The following is a 21,736-nucleotide window of genomic DNA, read 5'->3' on the forward strand; positions in this document are numbered from 1 at the left end:
CATTAATCGTTTTTTCGCGGGGATAAATATGAAACTGAAATCACTCATCGCAGCAGCGGTCCTGGGCGCTGCCACCATCGGCAGCGCATATGCCGCGTCGTACACCGTCAACCTGACCAACACCACGGGCAACCTGTGGACGGGCGGCTTCAACGCCACCCCCAGTCCGCTAGGCGCCTTTACCGATACGTTCACCTTTACCCCGGATGCGACCTTCGGTTCGACCGCGCAAGCCTTCCTGGCCAACCTGTCGGTCACGGGCAGCGATGCTTCCTCCATCAACTTCACCAGCGCCAACCTGAACGGCATCGCGCTGACCGGCTTTGGCGGTCCCACGGTGTTCGGCTATGCACAGGGTCAAGTGCTGGCACCTACCAGCCTGCTCTTCACCGGCCCGATGACGCTGACCGTGATGGGCAGCACCAATGGCGGCAGCTACGGCGGCACCTTCAACCTGAACCTGGCGCCTGTCCCGGAACCGGAAACCTATGGCATGCTGCTGGCCGGCCTGGGCATACTGGGATTCCTGGCGCGACGCCGCAAGCAATCTTGAACGCACCACCAAAAAGACGCTACGGCGTCTTTTTTCATGCGGCTGCTACACTGGCGCCATGACGACCGATTTTATCTCCACCAGCAACACCGCCTTCAGCCATCCTGGCCATCCGCCGGCCACCATCACCGAACACCGCGGCATCCGCTATCTGCACCTGGGCACCAAGTGGGTGCAGGGCGCCATGCGCCTGGACAAACCCGACGCCATCGAACTCGAATACGTGCAGATGATGATGATGTGGATGCTCTTCAAGGCGCAGCCGAAACGCCTCGTGCAACTGGGACTGGGCAGCGCCGCGCTGACCAAGTTCAGCTACCGCCGCTTCCCCGATGCCACGGTCACGGCCATCGAGCTCAATCCGAATGTGATCGCCATCTGCGGCGCCCAGTTCGCCCTGCCGCCGAACGATGCTCGGCTCGACGTGCGCGAAATGAATGCGCTCGATTTCGTGCTCGATGCGGCCAACCACGGCAGCGTCGACGTGCTGCAGGTCGACCTGTACGACGAGGAGGCGCGCGGCCCCGTGCTCGACACGCCCGAGTTCTACCAGGCCTGCTTCGACTGCCTGACGGACGACGGCATCATGTGCACGAATGTCTTCGGCGACTTCCCCAACTACGACAAGAACCTGCAGGCGATGGAACTGGTCTTCGACGCCGTCGTCTGGGTGCCGGAACTGGAAGATGAAAACATCGTCGTGCTCGCCTTCAAGAAATCGCCGTCGCTCGATTTCAGCGAACTGTATGAACGCGCCGGCGCCATCAAGAAACAATTCAACCTGCCCGCCAAGAACTGGGTCAATGGCTTGAAGCAGTGGATGCTGGACCAGCAGTAAGGCAGCAGCCGCATCATGCCGGCAGCAGCGCCCCAAGACGGCGCGCCAGGCCATCCATGTTCTCGGCCGGCACCTGCGCATAACCGAGCAGGAAGCCGTTCCAGCCGGCCTGCTCGCCCGTGGCATGGGCGGAGAGCGCCAGCGCCACGATGCCATCCTGCGCGGCGCGCCGGCTCAGCGCCAGGTCATCCCAGGCGCCATCGTGAAAACGCAGCGCCAGATGCATGCCGGCCGAGCCGCCGTGGATGGCGGCGCCGGCGCAGGCATGGCGCTGCAATGCCTCGCTCAAGGCATCGCGGCGCTGGCGGTACAAACGGCGCATGCGCCGCACGTGGCGCGCAAACAGGCCGCTGCGCAGGAATTCGGCCAGCGCCAGCTGCTCGGCCACCCGCCCCCGCACGGCGCCCTGCGCCTGCATCTGCGCGAATGCCGCGGCCAGCGCGGCAGGCACCACGATAAAGGCGATGCGCAACGCCGGAAACATGGTCTTGCTGAACGTGCCCAGATACACGACGGGCGCTTCGGCCACCAATCCCTGCATGGCCGCCAGTGGCGGACCGCCATGCCGGAATTCGCTATCGTAGTCGTCCTCGATGATCAGGCTTCCCGCCGCGCGGGCGCGCTCGAGCAGCGCCATGCGGCGCGCGGGACTGAGCACGCTGCCGGTCGGATACTGGTGCGACGGCGTCGTGTAGATCAGGCGCGGCGGCGTATCGCGCCAATCGGCGTCGGTCGGCGCGATGCCATCCATATCGACCGGAATGCCCGCCACCTGCAGGCCGGCGGCGCGCCCCGCCGCCAGCGCGCCGCCATAGCCTGGATGCTCGAGCCACAGGGTGTCGCCCTGGTCGGCAAAGGCGCGCAGGCACACATCGAGGCTGCTCTGCGTGCCATCCGTGATGAACACCTGGCCCGCATCGCAAACGACGCCGCGCGCCGCGCGCAAATGGTCGGCAATGGCCATGCGCAGCTGCGGCTCGCCGGCGGGGTCACCGTAATTGAGCTGGCGCGGCGACAGCGCGCGCCAGGCGCGATCGAGCATGCGCCGCCATTGCGCCAGCGGGAATTCGTCGAGCGCCGGCACGCCAGGCGCGAACGCGCCCATCGCATCGGCCGGAAACACCAGCGCCGCATTGACGTCCTGTCCCGACACGCCGCGCAAATGCCGGGCGCGGCGCGACAGGCCATCCCGGCCATCGACGGGCAGCGACGCCAGCTGCGCGCCGGCACTGCCGGCGACCAGGGTGCCGCGCCGGTCCGGCAGCACGAAGCCTTCGCTGGCCAGCTGCTCGTAGGCGTACAGCACCGTATTGCGCGCCACGCCCAGTTCCTGGGCCAGCACGCGCGTGGCGGCCAGCCGCGTGCCGGGCGCCAGCTGGCCGCCGCGTATCGCCGCGCGCAGGCATTCATGCAGCAGGCGCTGGCGCGGCCAGCCCCGCTCACCGTGCGCGCGCTCGAATGCCGCCAGCAGCAAAGCGTAATCCATGCGATTCCCTCCCCTTCTCGTGGCTCTAATTTATTTATGCTTGCTGGATCTTTTTTCAGGGCCAGGCAACGATTATAGTGCGCCCTCCCCTCACCGTTCCACAGGATGATTGCCATGACCGTTGCCGCCCTCCCTCCCAGCGCCCGTACCCGCGTGCGCCGCGTCGCCGAACTGGCCAGCTACGAGCAGGCCGCCCTGCACGCCATCGTCGATGCCGCCTACCTGTGCCACATTGCCTTCCGCGATGCGCACGGCAGCCACTGCATCCCCACCGCCTGCTGGCGCATCGACGATCACCTGTACATCCATGGCTCGAATGGCAGCCGCATGCTCAAGCAGCTGCTGGCCGATACCGGGGCTTGCGTGACGATTACCCATCTCGACGCTCTCGTGCTGGCACGCTCGGCCTTCAACCACACGATGAACTACCGCTCGGCGATGATCTATGGGCAGTTTGAAAAAGTGGCCGACACCGGCCAGCAGCATGCGGCCATGGAGGCGCTGATGGACAAGCTGGCGCCAGGACGCCAGACCAAGGTGCGCGGCGGCAGCGCCAAGGAATACGCGGCCACCACCGTGCTGCGCATCGCGCTCGATGAAAGCGCCGTCAAGCAGCGCGCAGGCGGCCCCCTCGACGATGCGGGCGACATGGCGCACGTCGTCTGGACGGGCGAACTGCCATTTACGCACGGCCGTGGCGCGGCCATCGCCGATGCGCTCAACACCTGCGAATTGCCACCGTATGCCGCCGCCTGGAGCACGGAATCCGCTTGACCGGCCCGCGTGCTTGACCGATGATCGGCGTTGATGGCGATCGCCACCAATTCACCAACCGATCCAATCACGTACGGAGCATATGATGATGAAGCGAGTATCTTCGGCTGCCATCCTGGCAGCCATCCTGGCCTGTGGCAGCAGCGGCGCGGCACTGGCCGCCGACGCGGGCGACGCGGCCCTGAAGGCGGCCATCGCCGGCAGTGCGCGCACGCCGGCCAACGCACTGCGCGACGGCGCGCGCCACCCGTATGAAACGCTGACCTTCTTCGGCATCAAGCCGAACATGACGGTGGTGGAACTGGCGCCCGGCGGCGGCTGGTACACGGAGATCCTGGCGCCCTACCTGCGCGAGCACGGCAAGCTGATCGCCGCTGGCAACGACCCGCAGTCGGCCAGCGAAGGCGCGCGGCGCGGCGCGGCCCGCTTCCAGCAAAAACTCGATGCCAATCCGGCCGCCTTCGGCAAGGTGGAAATCGGCGCCTTCGCCCCGCCCACCACCTACCGCATCGCCCCCAAGGGCACGGCCGACATGGTGCTCACCTTCCGCAATATCCACAACTGGATACCCATCGGCGACGACGGCATGAAAACCCTGTTCAAGGAAGTGTATGACAGCCTGAAACCGGGCGGCGTCTTCGGCGTCGTCGAACACCGCCTGCCGGCCAGCAAGGCGCAGGACGCCACGGCCAGCAGCGGCTACATGCACGAAGCGTATGTGATCAAGCTGGCCGAGGGCGCCGGCTTCAAACTGGCGGCCAAGTCGGACATCAACGCCAATCCGAAGGACAACGCCGAGCACCAGGGCGGCGTCTGGGCGCTGCCGCCCACCTATGCCAACAAGGAAGTCGACCGCGCCAAGTACACGGCCATCGGCGAGAGCGACCGCATGACCTTGAAGTTCGTCAAGCCCTGAGTCACTTGAAAAGCCAATGGCGGCGGGCCGATACGGCGCGCCGCCATTGCCTTGTGCGCGCAGCGCGCCTTACAGGTAAATGCCGTACACGCCGCAGGAGCGCGAGACAACCGTGCATTGGCTCATGATGCCTTCGTTACAATCAAACAAGGCTTGCATGCAGGCCTGGCGCGTGGGCTGCGCATAAGCGGTGCCCAGGGCGCCGGCCAGGCCGACAGCTGTAAAAAAGAGAAAGACCACTTTTTTACGTTGATCATTTTTATGCGATTCCCAAAAAGTTGAGTCGTTATAAAAAGCCATCGGAGACAAGACGCTGGCCGCCCGAAGTCGCCTGTCGGCCGACGCGTGTCATGGCATGCAGGGCAGTGGCCTTACACGTGAATGCCATACACGCCGCACAGGCGGCGCACCAGCGCGCAATCGTTTTCATTGCCGTCGGCGAGACAGGAATCACGGGCTTCTTCGCACGTTTCCCGCGACGGCAGCGCATACGCGCTCGAACTGATGGCACCGGCGAAACCGACGGCGGCACAGAAGACAAATACGGCTTTCTTGAAATTGATCATTTTTATCCCGTTAGCAAACAAAGTTCATCGTTATAAAAAACCAGGGCAAAACGCCAGCCGCCAATTTTCATCTATCGATAGACGTATGGCGCATAAAAATAGTAGCACTAAAGAAAGTTATTAAATACGCAAACAAGAAAACCAGATAACGTTTTCTTTTCACGTCGTTCCATGGAATAAAAACCGGCCTGCCGCCGGTCTGCAGCGCACTTGCATGGAAAGGGACGAAAAAAAACCGCAGGCCAGGCTGCGGTTTTTGTATCGACAGTTTATTTCTTCGCTTCCTTGGGCTTCACCGGCACCAGGCTCAAATCCTGGAAGTCGTAGCTGAAGTCCGTCTCGGCCGACACGGGCGCCATCTTCACGCGGTCGATGCTGCCGTCCGGATTGAGCGAGAACGTCACATACGCGTCGGCGTTGAAGTTGCGCTCCTTCCAGCGCACGATGAAGGTATCGTGCTGCCAGTGCTCGAGCTCCCCCGTCAGGTCCGGTGTGCGCGTGAAGCTGAGAATGTGCTTCTTGCCCTCGGGGCGGATAGTCACCTTGCCATACCAGGCATCCTCGTACTCGCCGTCATACGATGCCAGCGGCAGCGACGGCTGCGATTTGGCGGCGCGGGCGTTCGATGCCTTGCCCTGCTTTTTCACTTCTTCCGCGTGCTGGTCCTGCTCCACCTTGGCCACCAGCGCGAGCCAGTCCGACGGTGCCGCCTGCAGGTAATGGTCGAGAATGCGCCATTGCAGCGCCGTCATCGAGCCGCCATTTTCCGCGTTGGTGAGAATGGCCACGCCCAGTTTCGCCTCCGGCACCATCACCACGCGCGAATAAAAGCCCTGCAGCGCGCCGCCGTGCATGGCCACTTTCATGCCCTTGTAGTCGCGCAGCTGGAAACCCAGGCCATACGCGCTGAAGTTCGGTTTGGTGGCGGCCAGCGCCGGTTTCGGCTCGGGGATCTTGATCGGCGTCTGCGCCGTCCACATCTCGCGCCCCTGCTTTTCGCTGAACAGGCGCGCTTCCTTGCCGTCCTTGTCCTTGACGCCGGCGATCTTGCCGCCATCGAGCAGCACCATCATCCACTTGGCGATATCTTCCGCATTGGTGTTGATGCCGACGGCGCCCACGGCGTTCGGCACGGGCATGGATTTGACGGCGGCGATCTTGCCGTCGATCTTGCTGTGCGCGCTGGCGACGTCGGGATTGCCCGCGTTCTCAAGCAGGCTGGTGGTGGTGCCCGTCATGCCCAGCGGCGCCAGGATGCGCTCGTGCATGGCCGCGCCCCAGCTCTTGCCGGCCTTGTCGGCGATGATCTTGCCGGCCACGATATACAGCAGGTTATCGTAGGCATAGCTGTTGCGGAAACTCGTGGCCGGGCGGATATAGCGCAGCTTCTCGATGATCTCGTCGGTGGTGAAGGTGGTGGTCGGCCACCACAGCAAGTCGCCGGCGCCCAGACCCAGGCCGCTGCGGTGCGTCAGCAGGTCGCGGATGGTCATGGCGCCCGTCACGTAGGAATCGTGCATCTGGAAGCCAGGCAGGTGCTTGGTGACGGGATCGTCCCAGGCCAGCTTGCCCTCGTCGACCAGCATGGCCAGCGCGGCGGCCGTGAAGCCCTTCGAATTGGAGGCCACTTCGAACAGGGTCTGCGCGTCGACGCCAGCCGGTTCGCCCAGCTTGCGCACGCCAAAGCCCTTGGCGGTAATGACCTTGCCATCCTTGACGATGGCGATCGCCATGCCGGGCACGTCGAACATTTTCAGGGCGCTGGCGACATCGCGGTCCAGGTCGAAGGCCGGTGCGGCCACGCTGGCGGCCACCGGCGCCGCGGTGGCATCGGCGGCAGCAGCCATCGCTGGCAGGGTAACGCTGGAAAACGCCAGCACGATGGCGGCGGCAAGGCGGTTCATCACATGCATGTTCTACACTCCAAAAGTTCAGTCAGCAGGGTTGATATCGTGGTGTCTCAGCGCGCCTGGGCAGCCATCAGCTTGTCGACGCTTTCCTGCGTCACCGGGTGATAGCGTTCGCGCGCCTTCGCGTACACGTCCTTGGCCCAGGCATGGCCTTGCGGCGTCTTCATCAGGGCGGCATACAGCGGCACGACGAACTTCTGGCGGCCCACGCTCATGAGGAATGCCCGCAGTGGCTGCTGCACGTCGTAGCCGGCGTTCACGGAAGCGAGGTAAAAGCGGTAAGCGACTTCATTGTTGCCGCTCTTGCCCACGCCGTAGACCTGGTCCAGTTCACGCAATTGGGCGGCGCTGGCCTTGCCATTGATGTCGTTCAGGAAGTGCATCGACTCGATGGCGATCCACTTGTCCATGCCCAGGTCCCTGGTCGCCAGCTCGCCCTTCAGCCAGGCGTCGCGGTGCTGGTCCAGCAGTGCCAGGCGCGGCGAGACGACGCGCTTGGCGCTGGCCGGCACGCCGGTGCCATACAGCCATTCGTTCAGTTCCGCTTCCGGCATCACGTCCGGATGCTGCGCCAGCAGATTCTTGCGCAGGTAGTCGATGAACTGCGCCGTCGTCACGCTCTGGAACGCATGCTGGTCGAACCAGCCGCGCAGGAAGGGATCGAACACGGCGCGGCCCGCGCGCTGCTCCATGGTCGCCAGGAACCAGGCGCCCTTCGGATAAATGATGCCGTCGTCGGTATACGTTTCCGCCGGATTGGCATCCGCATCGCGCGTGATCAGCGCCGTTTTCGCGGCCGGCAATTCGCGGATCGAGGCGGCCAGTTCTTCCTGGTCGACCTGCACGCCCATCTGCGCCACTTCGCTGCCGTACAGCTGCTCGACGATGCGCGTGGTGACGTAGGTGGTGAAACCTTCGTTGAGCCACATGTGCTTCCACGAGGCGTTGGTGACCAGGTTGCCCGACCACGAGTGGGCCAGTTCATGCGCGATCAGGTCGACCAGGCTGCGGTCGCCCGCGATCATGGTCGGCGTGAGGAAGGTCAGGCGCGGGTTTTCCATGCCGCCGTAGGGGAACGATGGCGGCAGCACGATCATGTCGTAACGGCCCCAGCCATACGGGCCATACAGCGTTTCTGCCGCCTGGATCATCTTTTCCGTATCGGCCAGCTCGTACTCGGCCGCCTTGATGCGCGGCGGTTCGGCATACACGGCCGAACGGGGGCCGAGTTTGCGCACTTCCAGTTCGCCGATGGCAATGGCCAGCAGGTACGATGGAATCGGCTGCGGCATCTTGAATTTCCAGCCGCCCTTGCCCGTGGCTTTTTCGTCATTCTCGGCGCTCATCACGACGCGCATGCCGGCCGGCGCATCGATGCGCGCGCTGTAGGTGAAACGCACGGCCGGCGTATCCTGCGACGGCACCCAGGAGCGGGCGTTGATGCTTTGCGACTGGCTGAACATGAAGGGCAGCTTGCCCGACATGGTTTGCTGCGGCGTGAGCCACTGCAGCGCGATGGCGCCCGGCGCCGTGTGATAGTAAACGCGTACTTTTTCAGGCTGTCCGGTGGTCGTGATACGCAGCGCCTGGCCCTTTTCCGGGTCGGCCTTGTCCAGCTGGTATGGCGCCATCTGCCATGCGCCGCGCTTGTCCTGTACCTGCACCTTGGCGATCGCCAGGTCGCGCGTGTCGAGCACCAGGGTGCGCGCGGCCGGATCGATCCAGTTCAGCGACAGCTCGGCATAGCCGGACAGGGTCTTTTGCTTGAAGTCGGCTTTCAGGTCCAGCTGCAGGTCGCGCGTGCGCACCTGGTCGTAACGCGCGTAGCTGAGGGGGTCGGCGTGCGCGGCCAGGGTCACCTGGCAGAGTAGCGCACAGCCCAGCGCGCGCAGATAGGTCATAGTTTGCATGGTCGTCTTTTGAATGATTTGCGAAAGCACCGGCAAGTGTGCGCCGGGCGTCGCGCAGAATAGCACTTCCGGCGCCCGCCTGGCAGAAAAAGCGCCGGACTGTCCGGCGCCGTTTCCCTATTTCGCCGCAGGCGCGCCCCCGGTCCCGGCCTGCGGCTTTGCCTCCGGCGCCTTCAGCGGCGTATTGAAATCCTTCATCAGGTTGTTCTTGTCGCGGTCCTGCTTGAACAGTTCCAGGCGCGACGGCGTGATCCTGCGCGGCCAGGCGTTGTTGCTGGTGTCGATATCGGCCGTCTCCCAGTATGGGTCCTGCACCAGGCCGACCATCGGTTCATCCGTGACGATCACCTTGCTGACCTTGTGCGGCGAGTAGCGCCATACTTCGGCCGGCACGCGCTCGATGACCTTCTTGCCGCTTTTCAGTTCGATCTCGAGGACCAGCGGCATCACCAGCCCGCCGATATTCGAAAAATCGACCAGGTACAGATGCTTGCCCTGCGCGCGCTGTTCCAGCATGGCTCTCTCCCATGGTTCCAGCGCTTCCTGCTCTTCCGCATAGCTGTTGCGGTCCTTGTTGGTGACCGTGAATTCATCGTGCTGGTTGTAGAAATCCTTCAGCGCGGGATCCATGTCCACCTTCTTCGGCAGCGCCTTGTTGCGCTGGTCCGAGATCGAGATCGGCTGCGTCGCCTTCTGCGCCTTTTTCCACGCCTTTTCCGTTTCCGGATTCTTCGTGTTCACGCCATATTCGCTGATGCCGTCGATGCTGATGTCGACGGCGTCGGTGGTGTAGAACCAGCCGCGCCAGAACCAGTCCAGGTCCGTGCCGGAAGCGTCTTCCATGGTGCGGAAAAAGTCGGCCGGCGTGGGGCGCTTGAACTTCCAGCGCTGCGCATACTGCTTGAAGGCGAAGTCGAACAGTTCGCGTCCGAGTATCGTCTCGCGCAGGATGTTGAGGGCGGTGGCAGGCTTGTCGTAGGCATTCGCCGTGAACTGCAGCAAGGATTCGGAATTGGTCATGATGGGCACCTGGTCCTGGCTGCGCATGTAGTCGACGATCTTGCGCGGCTCGCCATTCCAGGACGGAAAATGCTCTTCCCATGCCTGCTCGGCCAGGTACTGCAAAAAGGAATTCAAGCCTTCGTCCATCCACGTCCACTGGCGCTCGTCCGAGTTGACGATCATGGGGAAATAATTGTGTCCCACTTCATGGATGATCACGCTGATCAGGTCGTACTTGGTCTTCTTCGAATACGTGATGTCGCCCGTCTTCTTGTCCTTCACGGGCCGCCCGCCATTGAACGAGATCATCGGATACTCCATGCCGCCCACGGCGCCATTGACGGAAATCGCATTCGGATACGGGTAATCGAAACTGTACTTGTTGTACTGCTCAATCGCATGCACGACGGCGCGCGTGCTGTACTGCTGCCACAGCGGATTGCCTTCTTTCGGGTAGTAGGACATGGCCATCACGCGCTTGCCGCCGCTATCCAAGCCCTGCGCATCCCAGATGAACTTGCGGCTCGACGCCCACGCCACGTCGCGCACATTGGCCGCCTTGAAGTGCCAGGTCTTCGTCGCCGTCGTCTGCCCTTTTTCCGCCGCCAGCGCTTCCCCGGGGGTGATGATCAGCAGTGGCGTGTTGCTGTTCCGTGCCCTGGCCAGGCGCTCGCGCTGCGCCGCGCTCAGGACGGCGGAAGGATTCTGCAGCTCGCCCGTGGCGGCCACCACGTGGTCGGACGGCACCGTCAGGTACAACTCGTAGTCGCCAAACTCCAGCGTGAATTCGCCGGAGCCGAGAAACTGCTTGTGCTGCCAGCCGACGGCATCGTAATAGGCGGCCATGCGCGGGAACCACTGCGCCACCTGGAAGATCGTGTTCCTGTCATCCTCGAAATACTCATAGCCTGAGCGCTCGACCAGCACCTTCTGGTCATTGATCTTGTATGACCAGTCGATGTTAAAACTGATGCTCTGGCCGGGCGCCAGCGCCTGCGGCAAATCGATGCGCAACATGGTCTGGTTGACCGTATGCGGCAGCGGCTTGCCGCTGGCCGATGTCACGGCCGTCAGCTTGAAGCCGCCATCGAATTCGCGGCCTGCATGGATGGCGCGCAAGTCCTCGAATTTCAGCGCCTCTTCCTCATTGCCGCTGAGCCAGGCCTGGCGCGAGGGCGCGCTCAGCACGCGGCGCTGGTCGGCATCCTTGCGCAAGCCATTCTGGTCCAGTTGCAGCCACAGATACGCGAGGCTGTCGGGCGAACGGTTGTGATAGGTGATCTGCTCGCTGGCAGTGATTTCGCGGCGCGCTTCGTCTAACCGGGCGCGTATCACATAGTCGGCGCGCTGCTGCCAGTAGGCGTGGCCAGGCGCGCCCGATGCGGTGCGGTAGGCATTCGGCGTGGGCAGCAGCTCCTCGAGCTGGCGGAATTTGTCGTCGAATGGCGCGGCCGCGGCGGCGGATGCACCGGGCCAGGAGGCAGACAGCATCAAACACAGGGCAAGCAAGCGGACAAGAACCGGCATGGCGCATTCCATCTGGGAGTCGTGGACAGAACTGCATTCTAAGTCGAGTCTGTTTGCAGATTGCTCATTGTTGTCGGCGCCCCACACACAACGCGCCCGCCCTCCCCACCGGCACTGGCGCGGCCGCCGGCATTGGCGTATGATGCGCCTCGAACATTGGGGAGTAGTCGTCCCGCGGCCATGCCGCAGGAACCTGTATCAACATGATTGGCCCGCAGGCCATGGTGCAGGTGGTTGCAGAACTTGACGAGACCATTGATCCAGGGCGGCCGCATGGGCCGGAGTCGCCCGTGGATCATTGGTTAATTCGTCCGGCCCACGTACCTCTCGCAATCTCATGGAAGCATTCCTCATCTCCACCGGCATCGTCGGTCTCGCTGAAATCGGCGACAAAACCCAACTCCTGGCTTTCCTCCTGGCCGCCAAATTCCGCAAGCCTTTGCCCATCGTGCTGGCGATCTTCGTCGCCACCATCGCCAACCATGCGTTTGCCGCCGCCGTCGGCGCCTGGATCACCAGCATGCTGGGACCGGACGTGCTGCGCTGGGTGCTGGGCGTGTCGTTCCTGGCGATGGCCGCCTGGACCCTGATCCCCGACAAGCTCGATGAAGACGAGACCAAGCTGGCCAAGTACGGCGTCTTCCTGACCACCCTGATCGCCTTCTTCATGGCGGAAATGGGCGATAAGACACAGGTGGCCACGGTGGCGCTGGCGGCGCGCTATCACGACATTTATTCCGTCGTGCTGGGCACCACCTTCGGCATGATGCTGGCCAACGTGCCGGCCGTATACCTGGGCGACAGGATCGCCAACCGCGTCTCGCTGCGCCTGGTGCACGGCATCGCCGCGCTGGTGTTTGCCGTGCTGGGCGTGGCGACCCTGCTGGGTGCGGGCGCCGCCCTGGGTTTCTGAGGTCCGGAAAAAATTTCCTATTTACAATGTTCATGTCGATATTTACAATGCCGTCGACATGAACACTGGCGCGCTGATGCCGTACGGCCGGCGCGCTTTTTTAAGGAATGTATGCAGTTAAATGGAAGAATCGCGGCCCTGTGCCTGGCCGCTTGCGCCAGCCAGGCATCCGCCGCCACGGCGACACCCACCTCCCCTCAGGCGGTGCCTGCCGCGCGCGACGCCGCGTCCGAAGTGCGTACGCGCGACCTGCTGCTGTTCGGTGCCGGCCTGATCCTGCTGGCCGGCCGGCGCCGCCCCGAACACGAGACATGGCAAGGCACGACGACAAAACTACAGCAGCAGTAGCACCGCATACTCGCGCCCCTCGTCGCGCAAGGCGATGCTGTCGCCGTCCTGCGTCACGCCATCGAGCGACAGCCCTGCCGGCCTGCCGGCCGCCTTTTCCACCGTGATCGCATAGCTGCTGGCGCCAAAACGGTAATGCAACTTGAAGCTGCTCCACTCGGCCGGCATGGTCGGCGCCAGGCGCAGCACCTTCGCTTCGCGCGTCAATCCCAGCAGGGATTCGACGATCAGCCGGTACAGCCAGCCCGACGACCCCGTGTACCAGCTCCAGCCGCCGCGCCCCACGTGCGGCGAGACGGCATACACGTCGGCCGTCACCACATACGGTTCCACCTTGTAGCGCGCCACGGCTTGCGCGTCGACGCCATGGCGCACGGGATTGATCATGCGCAGCAGCTCCCACGCCTTCTCGCCGTCGCCCAGGCGGGCAAAGGCCATGGCCGTCCAGATGGCCGCGTGCGTGTACTGGCCGCCATTTTCACGCACGCCCGGCACATAGCCGCGGATGTAGCCGGGATTGAGATTCGACTTGTCGAACGGCGGATCGAGCAGCTGGATCACGCCGGACTCGCGTCGCACCAGGCGCGCATCGACCTGGCGCATGGCGCCCGCGACCCGCTCCTTGTCGGCCGCGCCGGACAGCACGCCCCAGCTTTGCGAAATCGAATCGATCTGGCATTCCTCGTTGGTGTGCGAGCCGAGCGGCGTGCCGTCGTCGAAATACGCGCGCCGGTACCACTCGCCATCCCAGGCATGTTCCTCCACGTTGGCCGACAACTTGACGGCCTCGTCGCGGCAGAACTGGGCAAACGTCGCATCGCCGCGCAGCACGGCCACCTCGGCAAAACGCTGCAGCACTTCGTACAGGAAGAAGGCCAGCCACACGCTCTCGCCCTTGCCATGCTCGCCCACCTTGTCCATGCCGTCGTTCCAGTCGCAGGAGCCCATCAGCGGCAAGCCATGCACGCCCAGGCGCAAGCCGTGGCGGATGGCGCGCGCGCAGTGTTCATACAGGTCGGCCGATTCGCCCGAGCGCACGGGCAGGTCGTAATAGGAATCTTCTTCCGGCTTGACGGTACGCCCCTCGATGAAGGGCGCCACCTCCGACAGCACATTCACGTCGCCGGTGGCGATCACGTAACGGCAAGTGGCCAGCGGCAGCCACAGGTAATCATCGGAACAGTGCGTGCGCACGCCGCGGTCCGATGGCGGATGCCACCAGTGCTGCACATCGCCCTCGACAAACTGGTGCGCCGCACATAGCAGCAAATGGCCGCGCAGCAGCTGCGGCGCCGTATGGATCATGGCCATCGCGTCCTGCAGCTGGTCGCGGAAACCGTAAGCGCCGCCCGACTGGTAATAGCCGCTGCGCGCCCACAGGCGGCAGGCGATGGTCTGGTACATCAGCCAGCCGTTGGCGATCACGTCCAGCGATGGATCGGGCGTCTCGATGCGCACGGCGCCGAGCGTGGTTTCCCAGTAGGCGCGCACCTTGTCCAGAGTAGCGCGGGCCGCCTCCTTGCCCGCGTGGCGCTGCACCATGGTGCTGGCGTCGGCATTGCGGCGCCCGCCCACGCCGAGAATGAAGACGATCTCGCGCTCCTGCCCCGGCTGCAGCTCGAACGGCACCTGGATCGCCGCGCATGGATCGAGGCCCGTGCCGGCCTTGCCGGACAGACGCACCCTGCGCAATGCCGCCGGCTGCGCCAGGCTGCCGTTGCGGCCGATGAATTCATTGCGGTCGCAGGTGATCGAGCGGATGCTGGCGTCGGTATTGAAGAAGCCGACGCGGCCCGAAAACTCCGTGTTGTAGTTATTGCGCGCAAACAGCGCGCCGCTGATCGTGTCGACTTCGGTCGCCACGTGCATGCCGGACTTGGCGCGCAGGTCGGCCAGCACCCATTCCACGTAACCGGTGACGGACAGGCGGCGCGGCACGCCGCTGTCATTGCGCACCTTGATCACCGAGTACTTGACGGCCGCATCGAGCGCCACATAAGTGCACAGTTCCGTGGCGATGCCGCCTTCGCTGTGCTCGAACACGCTGTAGCCGAAGCCGTGGCGCGTCACATAGTCGCCGCTGCCGCGCGCCGGCAGGGCCGACGGCGACCAGAACTGGCCACTCTGCTCGTCGCGCACGTAGAATGCCTCGCCGGACAGGTCGGAAACAGGGTCGTTCTGCCATGGCGTGAGGCGGAACTCATGCGCATTCTCGTTCCACGTATAGGCCTGGCCGGACTCCGATACCACCGTGCCGAATTGGGCGTTGGCCAGCACGTTCGACCAGGGCGCCGGCGTCCGCCCCAACTCGCCGGTGGTGATCACATATTCGCGGCCGTCCGGCGTAAAGCCGCCCAGGCCATTTTCCAGAATCAGCTCGCGCGGCGCGGCGCGGTGCGGCACGCTGACCGGCTCGCGGCCCGAATCCTGCAACAGCGGCGGCATGCGCAGCACGGGACTGGGGGGACGCTTGACCTGCTCGGCCAAAGTGCCGCGCAAATCGCTGATGATGGCGCGCGCCACCGATTGCAGCAGGATGCGGTCCTCATTGGCGATCTGCTCGGCCAGGCGCACGAAGATGCCGCCCGGACGGTCGATCGCCTGCGCATCGATGCCCGAGGCGATCAGGCCCATGATCTGGTCGTGCAGCAGCTGGCGGTAGCCCGACTGCTCCTCGTACCAGATCACCAGGTCCACCACCAGCCCCTTCAGGCGCCAGTAGGCGTGCGCCTGCACCATCTGGCGCGCCAGTTCGATATTGGCCGCATCGCGTATCTGCAGCAGCACGATGGGCAGGTCGCCCGAGATCGCATACGCCCACAGGCCGGACTGGCCGCGCTGGTTCTTGATCAGGATGCTGGCCTCGGCGCGCAGCGACGCATTCGGATAGATCACGGCATTGGCCAGGCGCGCGTACAGCTGCGCATCGGCTTCGCTGGCATTGAGCTGGCGCAGCACCACCTGGCTGTGCGTCCAGGCCAGCTCGAACACGCGGTCGGCCAGGTGGCGGTCCTGGTACTTGTCGATCAGGTGCAGGGCCGCGTCGCGCTGCTCGGCCATGCCGGTGACGCTGTCGACCGTGATCGCCTGGTCCGGCGCCAGGGTAATGACGTAGCGGATGGCCACGACGGGGTCGAGCACGGAGCCCTGGCCGCCGCTCAAGGGACCGCTGTCCTGCAGCGCCTGCGGCAGCTGCGCCGTGTTGCCGCGGCCGATGAAGCGCGCGCGGTCCGTCTCGAACGAGACCTCGTAGCGTTCCACGTCGTGCACCGTCATCACGTGCAGCAGCCATGGCATCTGCTCGTCTTTCGAGCGGGGCCGGCGCGTGCACAAAATCGCATTCTCGTGCGGCAGGATTTCCGTCTGCACGAACAGCTTGCTGAACGCGGGATGGGCGGCATCGGCCGCCGCCGGCGCCATCACCACCTCGGCATAGCTGGTGATCTCGATGCGCCGCTGGCGGTTCGAATTATTGCTGATGCGCGTGCGGCGGATTTCGATGTCGTCCTCGGGCGAGACGACGATCTCCGTGTACAGATCGAGGCCGTGGTCGGCGCGGCGGAATTCCGCGCGCCCCTCGGAAAAAATCACCTCGTATTTTTTCGGCTCGACCAGCGTCGGCTGATACATGGCGGACCAGACCTGGCCATCGTCGAGGTCGCGCAGGTAGCAGAAATTGCCCCAGTTGTCGCGCGTGCTGTCTTCGCGCCAGCGCGTCACGGAAAGGTCTTTCCAGCGGCTGTAGCTGCCGCCCGCGTTGCTCACCATGACGTGGTAGCGGCCATTCGACAGCAGCTGCGTTTCCGGCACGGCGCTGTTGGCCTGCGTGAGGATACGCATCGGCATGGCCTGCTCCGGCGCGCCGCTGCGCAGCACCGCCAGTTCGGCCGTGTTCGAGTAAAAAGCGCCCGCCTGCGGCGTGCGTTCCTGCAGCACCAGCAAGGCCGACTGCAGCAGCGGATCGGACTCGAAACGGCGCTGCATGGGTCGGTCGTGCAGCAGGTAACTGAGGGAGAGGAAACCCATGCCCTGATGGTGCACCATGAACGAGCGGATGACGGCGCTGCCCTGGCCGCGCGGCAGGCGCGCCGTCGTGAAATCGATGGCTTCGAAGAAGCCGTAACGGCCCATGTAGCCGGCCGCCTGCATGCGCTGCAGGTTCTGGCACGACGCTTCCGGCTGCACCATCAAACCCATCATGCTGGCATACGGCGCCACCACCAGGTCGTCGGCCAGGCCCCGCTTCAAGCCCAGCCCAGGCACGCCAAAGGCGCGGTACTGGTAATTCAGGCTGGCGTCGACCGTGTTGTAGCCGGACTCGGAAATCCCCCAAGGCACGTCGCGCTGGCGGCCATAATCGATCTGCGCCTCGATCACGGAGCGGTAGGTCTGGTCGAGCAAGGTGTTCGGGTAGTTCGGCATCACCAGGAGCGGCATCAGGTATTCGAACATCGAGCCGCTCCACGACAGCAGCACGGGCTGGCCGGCCACCATGCACAGCTGGCGGCCCAGCGCGAACCAGTGTTCCTGCGGCAGCTGGCCCTGGGCGATGGCGATGAAGCTGGCCAGGCGCACTTCGGAGGCCAGCAAATCGTAATAGCTGGGATCCAGGCGCCGCTCGCTGACGTTGTAGCCGATGGCCAGCAGCTTGGTCGACGGGTTGTACAGGAACGCATATTCGACCTGCGCGAAGTCGCGCGCCTGGCCCGCCGCATGGGCGATGTCGCGCATGAAGCGGCCCGCCTGTTCGCGGCCTTGCGCCAGCAGCACGGCCAGCTCGGACGGCGTGCCGTCCGCCGTTTCCAGGTTCGCCAGTTCGCGCAGCGTCGGCACGCGCGCCAGCGCCGCGTCCAATCCGGCGAGCCCCGCGTGCGCCGCCCATGGCGCCAGTTGCAGCAATTCGGCCAGCGCCGCGCGGCACTGGCGCGCCAGCGCCCCCGTCCACATGGGCAGTTCGCCATCCTCGCTTTGCAAGGTCAGCGACAGCAGGGCATCGGCGGCGCCATTCGCCGCGTGCAGGTAGGCGTGCCATTCCGGCAGGCTGGCCGGCGCGGCCGGCATCTGCAGCAGCGCCAGCGCTTCGCGCACGCCCTTGCCTTCGCCTTCGGCGGCGATGCATTCCTGCAGCACCTGCGCCGTCGTGCGGATGCCCTGCACCACCTGTAGGCCGACGATGGGCGCGTCGTACAGTTCCACCAAACCTGGCTGCAAGGTCAGCAGATGGCCGGCCAGGTTGCCGCTGTCGACCGTCGAGATATACATCGGCTGCAGCGCCTTCATGGTCTGCGTGTCGTACCAGTTATAGAAATGCCCCTGGAAGCGTTCCAGTTCGCCCATGCTGTGCAAGGTGGCGCGGCTGCGTTCGATCAGCTGGCCCATGGTGAGGTAGCCGAAATCGTAGGCCGTCAGGTTGGCCAGCAGCGCCAGGCCGATATTCGTCGGCGAGGTGCGGTGCGCCACCACGAGGTTGGGATGCTCCTGCATGTTATCGGGCGGCAGCCAGTGATCGTCAGGGCCGACGAAGGTATCGAAATAGGCCCAGGTCTTGCGCGCCACGCCATGCAGGAAGCGTCCCTGCTCGGCCGACAGGCGCGCCACGGCACGCTCGATGGGACGGCTGATCCACCAGGCGATGACGGGGGCGGCCAGCCACAGCAACAGCACCACGGCCGCTGCCGGCAAGGAGTCGGCACGCCAGTAAAACAGGGCGCCCGCGGTGGCCAGCGCCAGCACGGGCGAGCACCACATGGCGCGCCAGCTGTCCGCCTGCGAGCCGGACGAGGTGTGCAGGTTCGAGGCGCGCCAGTCGAGCAAATGCCGGTGCGATACGCCCAGGCGCCACAGGGTGCGCGCGATGGCGTCGAGGCTGATGTAGGCCTCGTACGGCAGGAAGACGAGCGTCAGCATGGCATGCGAAAACTGCACGCCGCAGCGCCGCTCGAACGCGGCCAGGTGCTGGCGCCACAGCGTGTCGCGGGGTTTGCGCAGCAGGTCGTACAGCGCCGAAAACACGGGCGGCAGGAAGATGATGGCCAGCACCGCCGCGCTCCAGAAAGCCACGTGGGGCAGGAAGCCCCACACGAGCAGCAGGGACAGGGTCGTGGCCGGCGCCACCGCGCTGCGGCGCAGGTTGTCGAACAGCTTCCAGCGCGACAGCATCGACAATGGATTGCGTTCGCGCTTGCCGGCGCGGCCCGGCACGCGGCCCAGCAGCCAGCCGACCAGCTGCCAGTCGCCGCGTATCCAGCGCTGGCGCCGGCTGACGTCGGCATCATAGCGGGCCGGATATTCCTCATACAGCTGCGAGTCGCTGAGCAGGCCCGCGCGCAGATAGCAGCCTTCCAGCAGGTCGTGGCTGAGGATTTTATTGTCGGGCAGGCGCTGGCCCAGCACGCGCTCGAACATGTCGAGGTCGTAGATGCCCTTGCCGATGAACGAGCCTTCATAAAACACGTCCTGGTACAGGTCCGAGACGGTACGCGTATAGGGGTCGATGCCCGGCTCGCCGCCGCACAGCAGCTCGTAGCGCGAGGCGTTCGCGCTGGGCAGCGCGACGGCCACGCGCGGCTGCAAAATGCCGTAGCCGGCCACCACGCGCGTGCCGGCCGCGTCCAGCACGGGGCGGTTCAGCGGGTGCATCATGGTGGCGATGAATTCGCGCGCCGCATCGCGCGGCAGCTGCGTATCGGTGTCGAGCGTGATCACGTACTTGATCGTGCGCAGGCCGCGCAGCTCGCCTTCCACCAGCGAGAATTTGTCGCGCGCGCCGCCGCGCAGGAAGGCGTGCAGGTCGGATAATTTGCCGCGCTTGCGCTCCTGTCCCATCCACGCATTCTGCTGCGAATTCCACAGGCGCGGACGGTGCAGCAGCAGGAAGGGTCCCACATGGCCGAGGTCCGCGGCGTCGGCCGGGTCGCCGTTCTCCTGGAACTCGACGCCCTCCACGCGATATTTATCGTTCAGGCCGCGGATGATGTCCTGCGCCTGGCGCAGCAAGGCGTCGTCGCCGGGCAAGGTTTGCGCGTCCGCGTCGACAAAGTCGGTCAGCAGGCAGAAACGCAGGTTCGGATCGCGGTTGGCCAGGTAGCGCACTTCCAGCGCCTCGCACAGGGCGGCCACGTTTTCCTTGCTGTAAATCAAGGTCGGCACCACGACGATGCCGCGCGCGTCAGACGGAATGCCGGCCTGGTAATCCATGCGCGGCAGCGGGTGCGGCGACGTCATCAGGGTCGCCAGCCAGTTCACCACGGCCACGGCCAGCTGGCTGCTGCCCAGCAGCGCCAGCACGCCCAGCGCCGCCAGCAGCCAGCCCTGCACGCCATGGCGCACGGCCCGCTCGAGCAGCAGCGCGCTCGTGGCCAGGGTCAGGAACGAGATGGCGCCCAGGTAGACGGCCAGCGGCGCGGCGCGCGCCGTATGCTGCAGCGCCTCGATGAAGGGCAGCTTCGCGCCGGCCTGCTTTTCCAGCACCAGCACGCCGCGCCCGACCAGGTAAAAGCCGATATGGCCGCGGCGCGCATCGCTGCCGCCGCCATGCGTGTGCGCCAGCTGCACCACCATCTCGGCCACTTCCATTTCGCTGCGCGCGCTGCGCTTGGCGATGCGTTCGATGGCGTGGCGGTAGCTGTCGCGCGTGGCAAAATCCATCAAGCCATACGTGCCGGCCGGATCCAGGCGCAGGGTCTGTTCGACCACGCTCATGGTCTCGACGAATTCCTGCCAATCCATGGTGCCGAGAAAACGCAGGCTGCCGATGCTGTTGGCGATCGACACCTGGTCCGCCGCCTGCTGCCCGATCTCGGACTGGATCTGCTGCTCGATCGTGAGACCCGACTCGGCCAGCTTGTGCGTGAGCCACGACAGGGCCAGGGTGAGCGACGGGCTTTGCCCCTGCAGGCGGCGCGACAGCTCGGCCACGAAGGCGCTGGTAATCGGCGGATTCGAGCGCGCCATGTCGGCCACCAGCAGGATCAGGCCGCTGGGATTGCGTTCGGCGATGTCCGTCATCTGGTCGGCCCAGGTATTGGCCAGGTCGCGCTGCATGCGGTCGTCGGCCACGCGCACGGCCACGCGGCGCAGGTTTTCGATCAGGGCCAGGCGCAGCATGATGGGCACGGCCCACAGTTCACCGAGGGTCAGGGTGGCGACATCCTGGTACGCCTCGACGAAGTGGCACAGGTTTTCCAGGTCGACCCGGCCATCGCCATGCGAGATGATTTCCAGCGCGATCTTGTACACGCGCGGACAGCCGGCATCGAAGCCCGTGGTCAGACGTGGCAGCTCCTTGCTGTAATTTTTCGGCAGGTGGCGCCGCGTGGTGCGGATCTGCTCTTCGATCAGGTAGAAATTATCGAGCAGCCATTCCGAGGCGGGCGTGACCTGGCGTCCGCTTTTGACGGTGGCCGTCAATTCGTTGACGGTGGCCGTGATCAGGGCCGCATTGTCGGCCAGCCGGGCCAGCAGGCGGTCGCGGCCATGATGCTTGCCCACGGCGTGGCCGGCAGCCACGTGCTTGCCGTGGGCGGCCATCTGCATGGCGCTGAATAATTCTGAACGCAGGGGCAAGGCATCGTCGCGCGCGGCGTCGAACATGTCCGTGGCGAGGGGATGGTCGCGGAAGATTTCCTTGAATCGGGAAAGCTGTTGCCTGATCTGCTCCGTGACTACTGCTGTGTACTCTTTCAACTTGGGCCTCGCTAGGTGCGCGCATGCAGCCAGCGGCCTCCGCTACCTCGGCCCAGTCAGGAAAAACAAGAACGGACACTGGCGAAGACGGAAAGCGAAGCGCCGGAGCGTTGCGACGAATCTCAGGGTATAGGGAGATTTTCTGAACTTCATCGTAGGTGCGCGGCGCGCGCAAGACCGTGCGCTAGCGTACATAGCTGGCGCTTTGGCGGCGTGCGGGCAGAGAAAACAGCGAGGCAGGCGGAAGAAAAATGCCTACAAGAAATGAATTACAGGCACCGCGCCAGTGATGACGCGGTGCAAGATTG

At 64.8% G+C, this 21,736-nt stretch carries 13 protein-coding genes and 1 riboswitch; of the genes, 6 read left to right on the forward strand and 7 right to left on the reverse strand.

What is annotated here, in order from left to right; all coding sequences use genetic code 11:
- Positions 1 to 28: 28 nt before the first annotated feature.
- Together O0880_RS17070 and O0880_RS17075 are read left to right on the forward strand one after the other, a co-directional pair.
- Positions 29 to 553 carry an FxDxF family PEP-CTERM protein gene (locus tag O0880_RS17070; protein ID WP_289887709.1) on the forward strand — a complete coding sequence of 175 codons (525 nt, stop codon included), beginning with the start codon at positions 29 to 31 and terminating at the stop codon, positions 551 to 553.
- Positions 554 to 611: 58 nt separating this feature from the next.
- Positions 612 to 1,391 (forward strand): spermidine synthase, encoded by a 780-nt coding sequence (locus O0880_RS17075; RefSeq protein ID WP_289887710.1) that lies wholly within the window; start codon positions 612 to 614, stop codon positions 1,389 to 1,391.
- A gap of 13 nt (positions 1,392 to 1,404) precedes the next feature.
- Here the strand turns inward: O0880_RS17075 and O0880_RS17080 are convergent, their stop codons facing one another.
- Positions 1,405 to 2,877, reverse strand: coding sequence for a PLP-dependent aminotransferase family protein (locus O0880_RS17080; RefSeq protein ID WP_289887712.1), 1,473 nt, complete (start codon positions 2,875 to 2,877; stop codon positions 1,405 to 1,407).
- Between the two features lie 114 nt (positions 2,878 to 2,991).
- Between O0880_RS17080 and O0880_RS17085 the strand changes: the two genes are divergently transcribed.
- Entirely contained in the window at positions 2,992 to 3,651 is a 660-nt protein-coding gene (locus O0880_RS17085; protein ID WP_289887714.1) for a pyridoxamine 5'-phosphate oxidase family protein, read from the forward strand.
- 88 nt (positions 3,652 to 3,739) lie between these two features.
- Positions 3,740 to 4,567 (forward strand): methyltransferase, encoded by an 828-nt coding sequence (locus O0880_RS17090; RefSeq protein ID WP_289888140.1) that lies wholly within the window; start codon positions 3,740 to 3,742, stop codon positions 4,565 to 4,567.
- A 69-nt stretch (positions 4,568 to 4,636) separates the two neighbouring features.
- Here the strand turns inward: O0880_RS17090 and O0880_RS17095 are convergent, their stop codons facing one another.
- The 5 genes from O0880_RS17095 to O0880_RS17115 all read right to left on the reverse strand — a co-directional run bounded on the left by O0880_RS17095 (position 4,637) and on the right by O0880_RS17115 (position 11,482).
- A complete protein-coding gene (locus O0880_RS17095; RefSeq protein WP_289887717.1) occupies positions 4,637 to 4,876 on the reverse strand; it encodes a hypothetical protein in 240 nt (79 codons plus the stop codon).
- A 62-nt stretch (positions 4,877 to 4,938) separates the two neighbouring features.
- Positions 4,939 to 5,133 (reverse strand): hypothetical protein, encoded by a 195-nt coding sequence (locus tag O0880_RS17100; RefSeq protein WP_071325682.1) that lies wholly within the window; start codon positions 5,131 to 5,133, stop codon positions 4,939 to 4,941.
- A 269-nt stretch (positions 5,134 to 5,402) separates the two neighbouring features.
- On the reverse strand, positions 5,403 to 7,046 hold the full coding sequence (locus O0880_RS17105) for a serine hydrolase (RefSeq protein WP_289887719.1): 1,644 nt from the start codon (positions 7,044 to 7,046) through the stop codon (positions 5,403 to 5,405).
- A 47-nt stretch (positions 7,047 to 7,093) separates the two neighbouring features.
- Positions 7,094 to 8,953: a M1 family metallopeptidase gene (locus O0880_RS17110; protein ID WP_289887720.1), complete on the reverse strand. Its 1,860-nt coding sequence runs from the start codon at positions 8,951 to 8,953 to the stop codon at positions 7,094 to 7,096.
- Between the two features lie 117 nt (positions 8,954 to 9,070).
- Positions 9,071 to 11,482 carry a M1 family metallopeptidase gene (locus O0880_RS17115; protein WP_289887721.1) on the reverse strand — a complete coding sequence of 804 codons (2,412 nt, stop codon included), beginning with the start codon at positions 11,480 to 11,482 and terminating at the stop codon, positions 9,071 to 9,073.
- 146 nt (positions 11,483 to 11,628) lie between these two features.
- Positions 11,629 to 11,810, forward strand: a riboswitch (yybP-ykoY riboswitch).
- Between the two features lie 9 nt (positions 11,811 to 11,819).
- Between O0880_RS17115 and O0880_RS17120 the strand changes: the two genes are divergently transcribed.
- Entirely contained in the window at positions 11,820 to 12,395 is a 576-nt protein-coding gene (locus O0880_RS17120) for a TMEM165/GDT1 family protein (protein WP_071325686.1), read from the forward strand.
- Positions 12,396 to 12,506: 111 nt separating this feature from the next.
- Positions 12,507 to 12,743: a hypothetical protein gene (locus tag O0880_RS17125; protein WP_289887723.1), complete on the forward strand. Its 237-nt coding sequence runs from the start codon at positions 12,507 to 12,509 to the stop codon at positions 12,741 to 12,743.
- Here O0880_RS17125 and O0880_RS17130 read toward each other — a convergent pair.
- Complete coding sequence (locus O0880_RS17130; RefSeq protein ID WP_354669894.1) at positions 12,729 to 21,428, reverse strand: glucoamylase family protein; 8,700 nt, start codon at positions 21,426 to 21,428, stop codon at positions 12,729 to 12,731. The genes O0880_RS17125 and O0880_RS17130 overlap by 15 nt on opposite strands.
- Positions 21,429 to 21,736: the final 308 nt, after the last annotated feature.

Origin of the sequence: Janthinobacterium sp. SUN118 (genome assembly GCF_030397695.1) — a bacterium.
Classification (GTDB): domain Bacteria; phylum Pseudomonadota; class Gammaproteobacteria; order Burkholderiales; family Burkholderiaceae_D; genus Janthinobacterium.

What these genes read in the sequence shown, in the direction of transcription:
- O0880_RS17070 (WP_289887709.1), top strand. Translation starts at nt 29, where the DNA reads ATGAAACTGAAATCACTCATCGCAGCAGCGGTCCTGGGCGCTGCCACC.
- O0880_RS17075 (WP_289887710.1), top strand. Translation starts at nt 612, where the DNA reads ATGACGACCGATTTTATCTCCACCAGCAACACCGCCTTCAGCCATCCT.
- O0880_RS17080 (WP_289887712.1), bottom strand. Translation starts at nt 2,877, where the DNA reads ATGGATTACGCTTTGCTGCTGGCGGCATTCGAGCGCGCGCACGGTGAG.
- O0880_RS17085 (WP_289887714.1), top strand. Translation starts at nt 2,992, where the DNA reads ATGACCGTTGCCGCCCTCCCTCCCAGCGCCCGTACCCGCGTGCGCCGC.
- O0880_RS17090 (WP_289888140.1), top strand. Translation starts at nt 3,740, where the DNA reads ATGAAGCGAGTATCTTCGGCTGCCATCCTGGCAGCCATCCTGGCCTGT.
- O0880_RS17100 (WP_071325682.1), bottom strand. Translation starts at nt 5,133, where the DNA reads ATGATCAATTTCAAGAAAGCCGTATTTGTCTTCTGTGCCGCCGTCGGT.
- O0880_RS17105 (WP_289887719.1), bottom strand. Translation starts at nt 7,046, where the DNA reads ATGCATGTGATGAACCGCCTTGCCGCCGCCATCGTGCTGGCGTTTTCC.
- O0880_RS17110 (WP_289887720.1), bottom strand. Translation starts at nt 8,953, where the DNA reads ATGCAAACTATGACCTATCTGCGCGCGCTGGGCTGTGCGCTACTCTGC.
- O0880_RS17115 (WP_289887721.1), bottom strand. Translation starts at nt 11,482, where the DNA reads ATGCCGGTTCTTGTCCGCTTGCTTGCCCTGTGTTTGATGCTGTCTGCC.
- O0880_RS17120 (WP_071325686.1), top strand. Translation starts at nt 11,820, where the DNA reads ATGGAAGCATTCCTCATCTCCACCGGCATCGTCGGTCTCGCTGAAATC.
- O0880_RS17125 (WP_289887723.1), top strand. Translation starts at nt 12,507, where the DNA reads ATGCAGTTAAATGGAAGAATCGCGGCCCTGTGCCTGGCCGCTTGCGCC.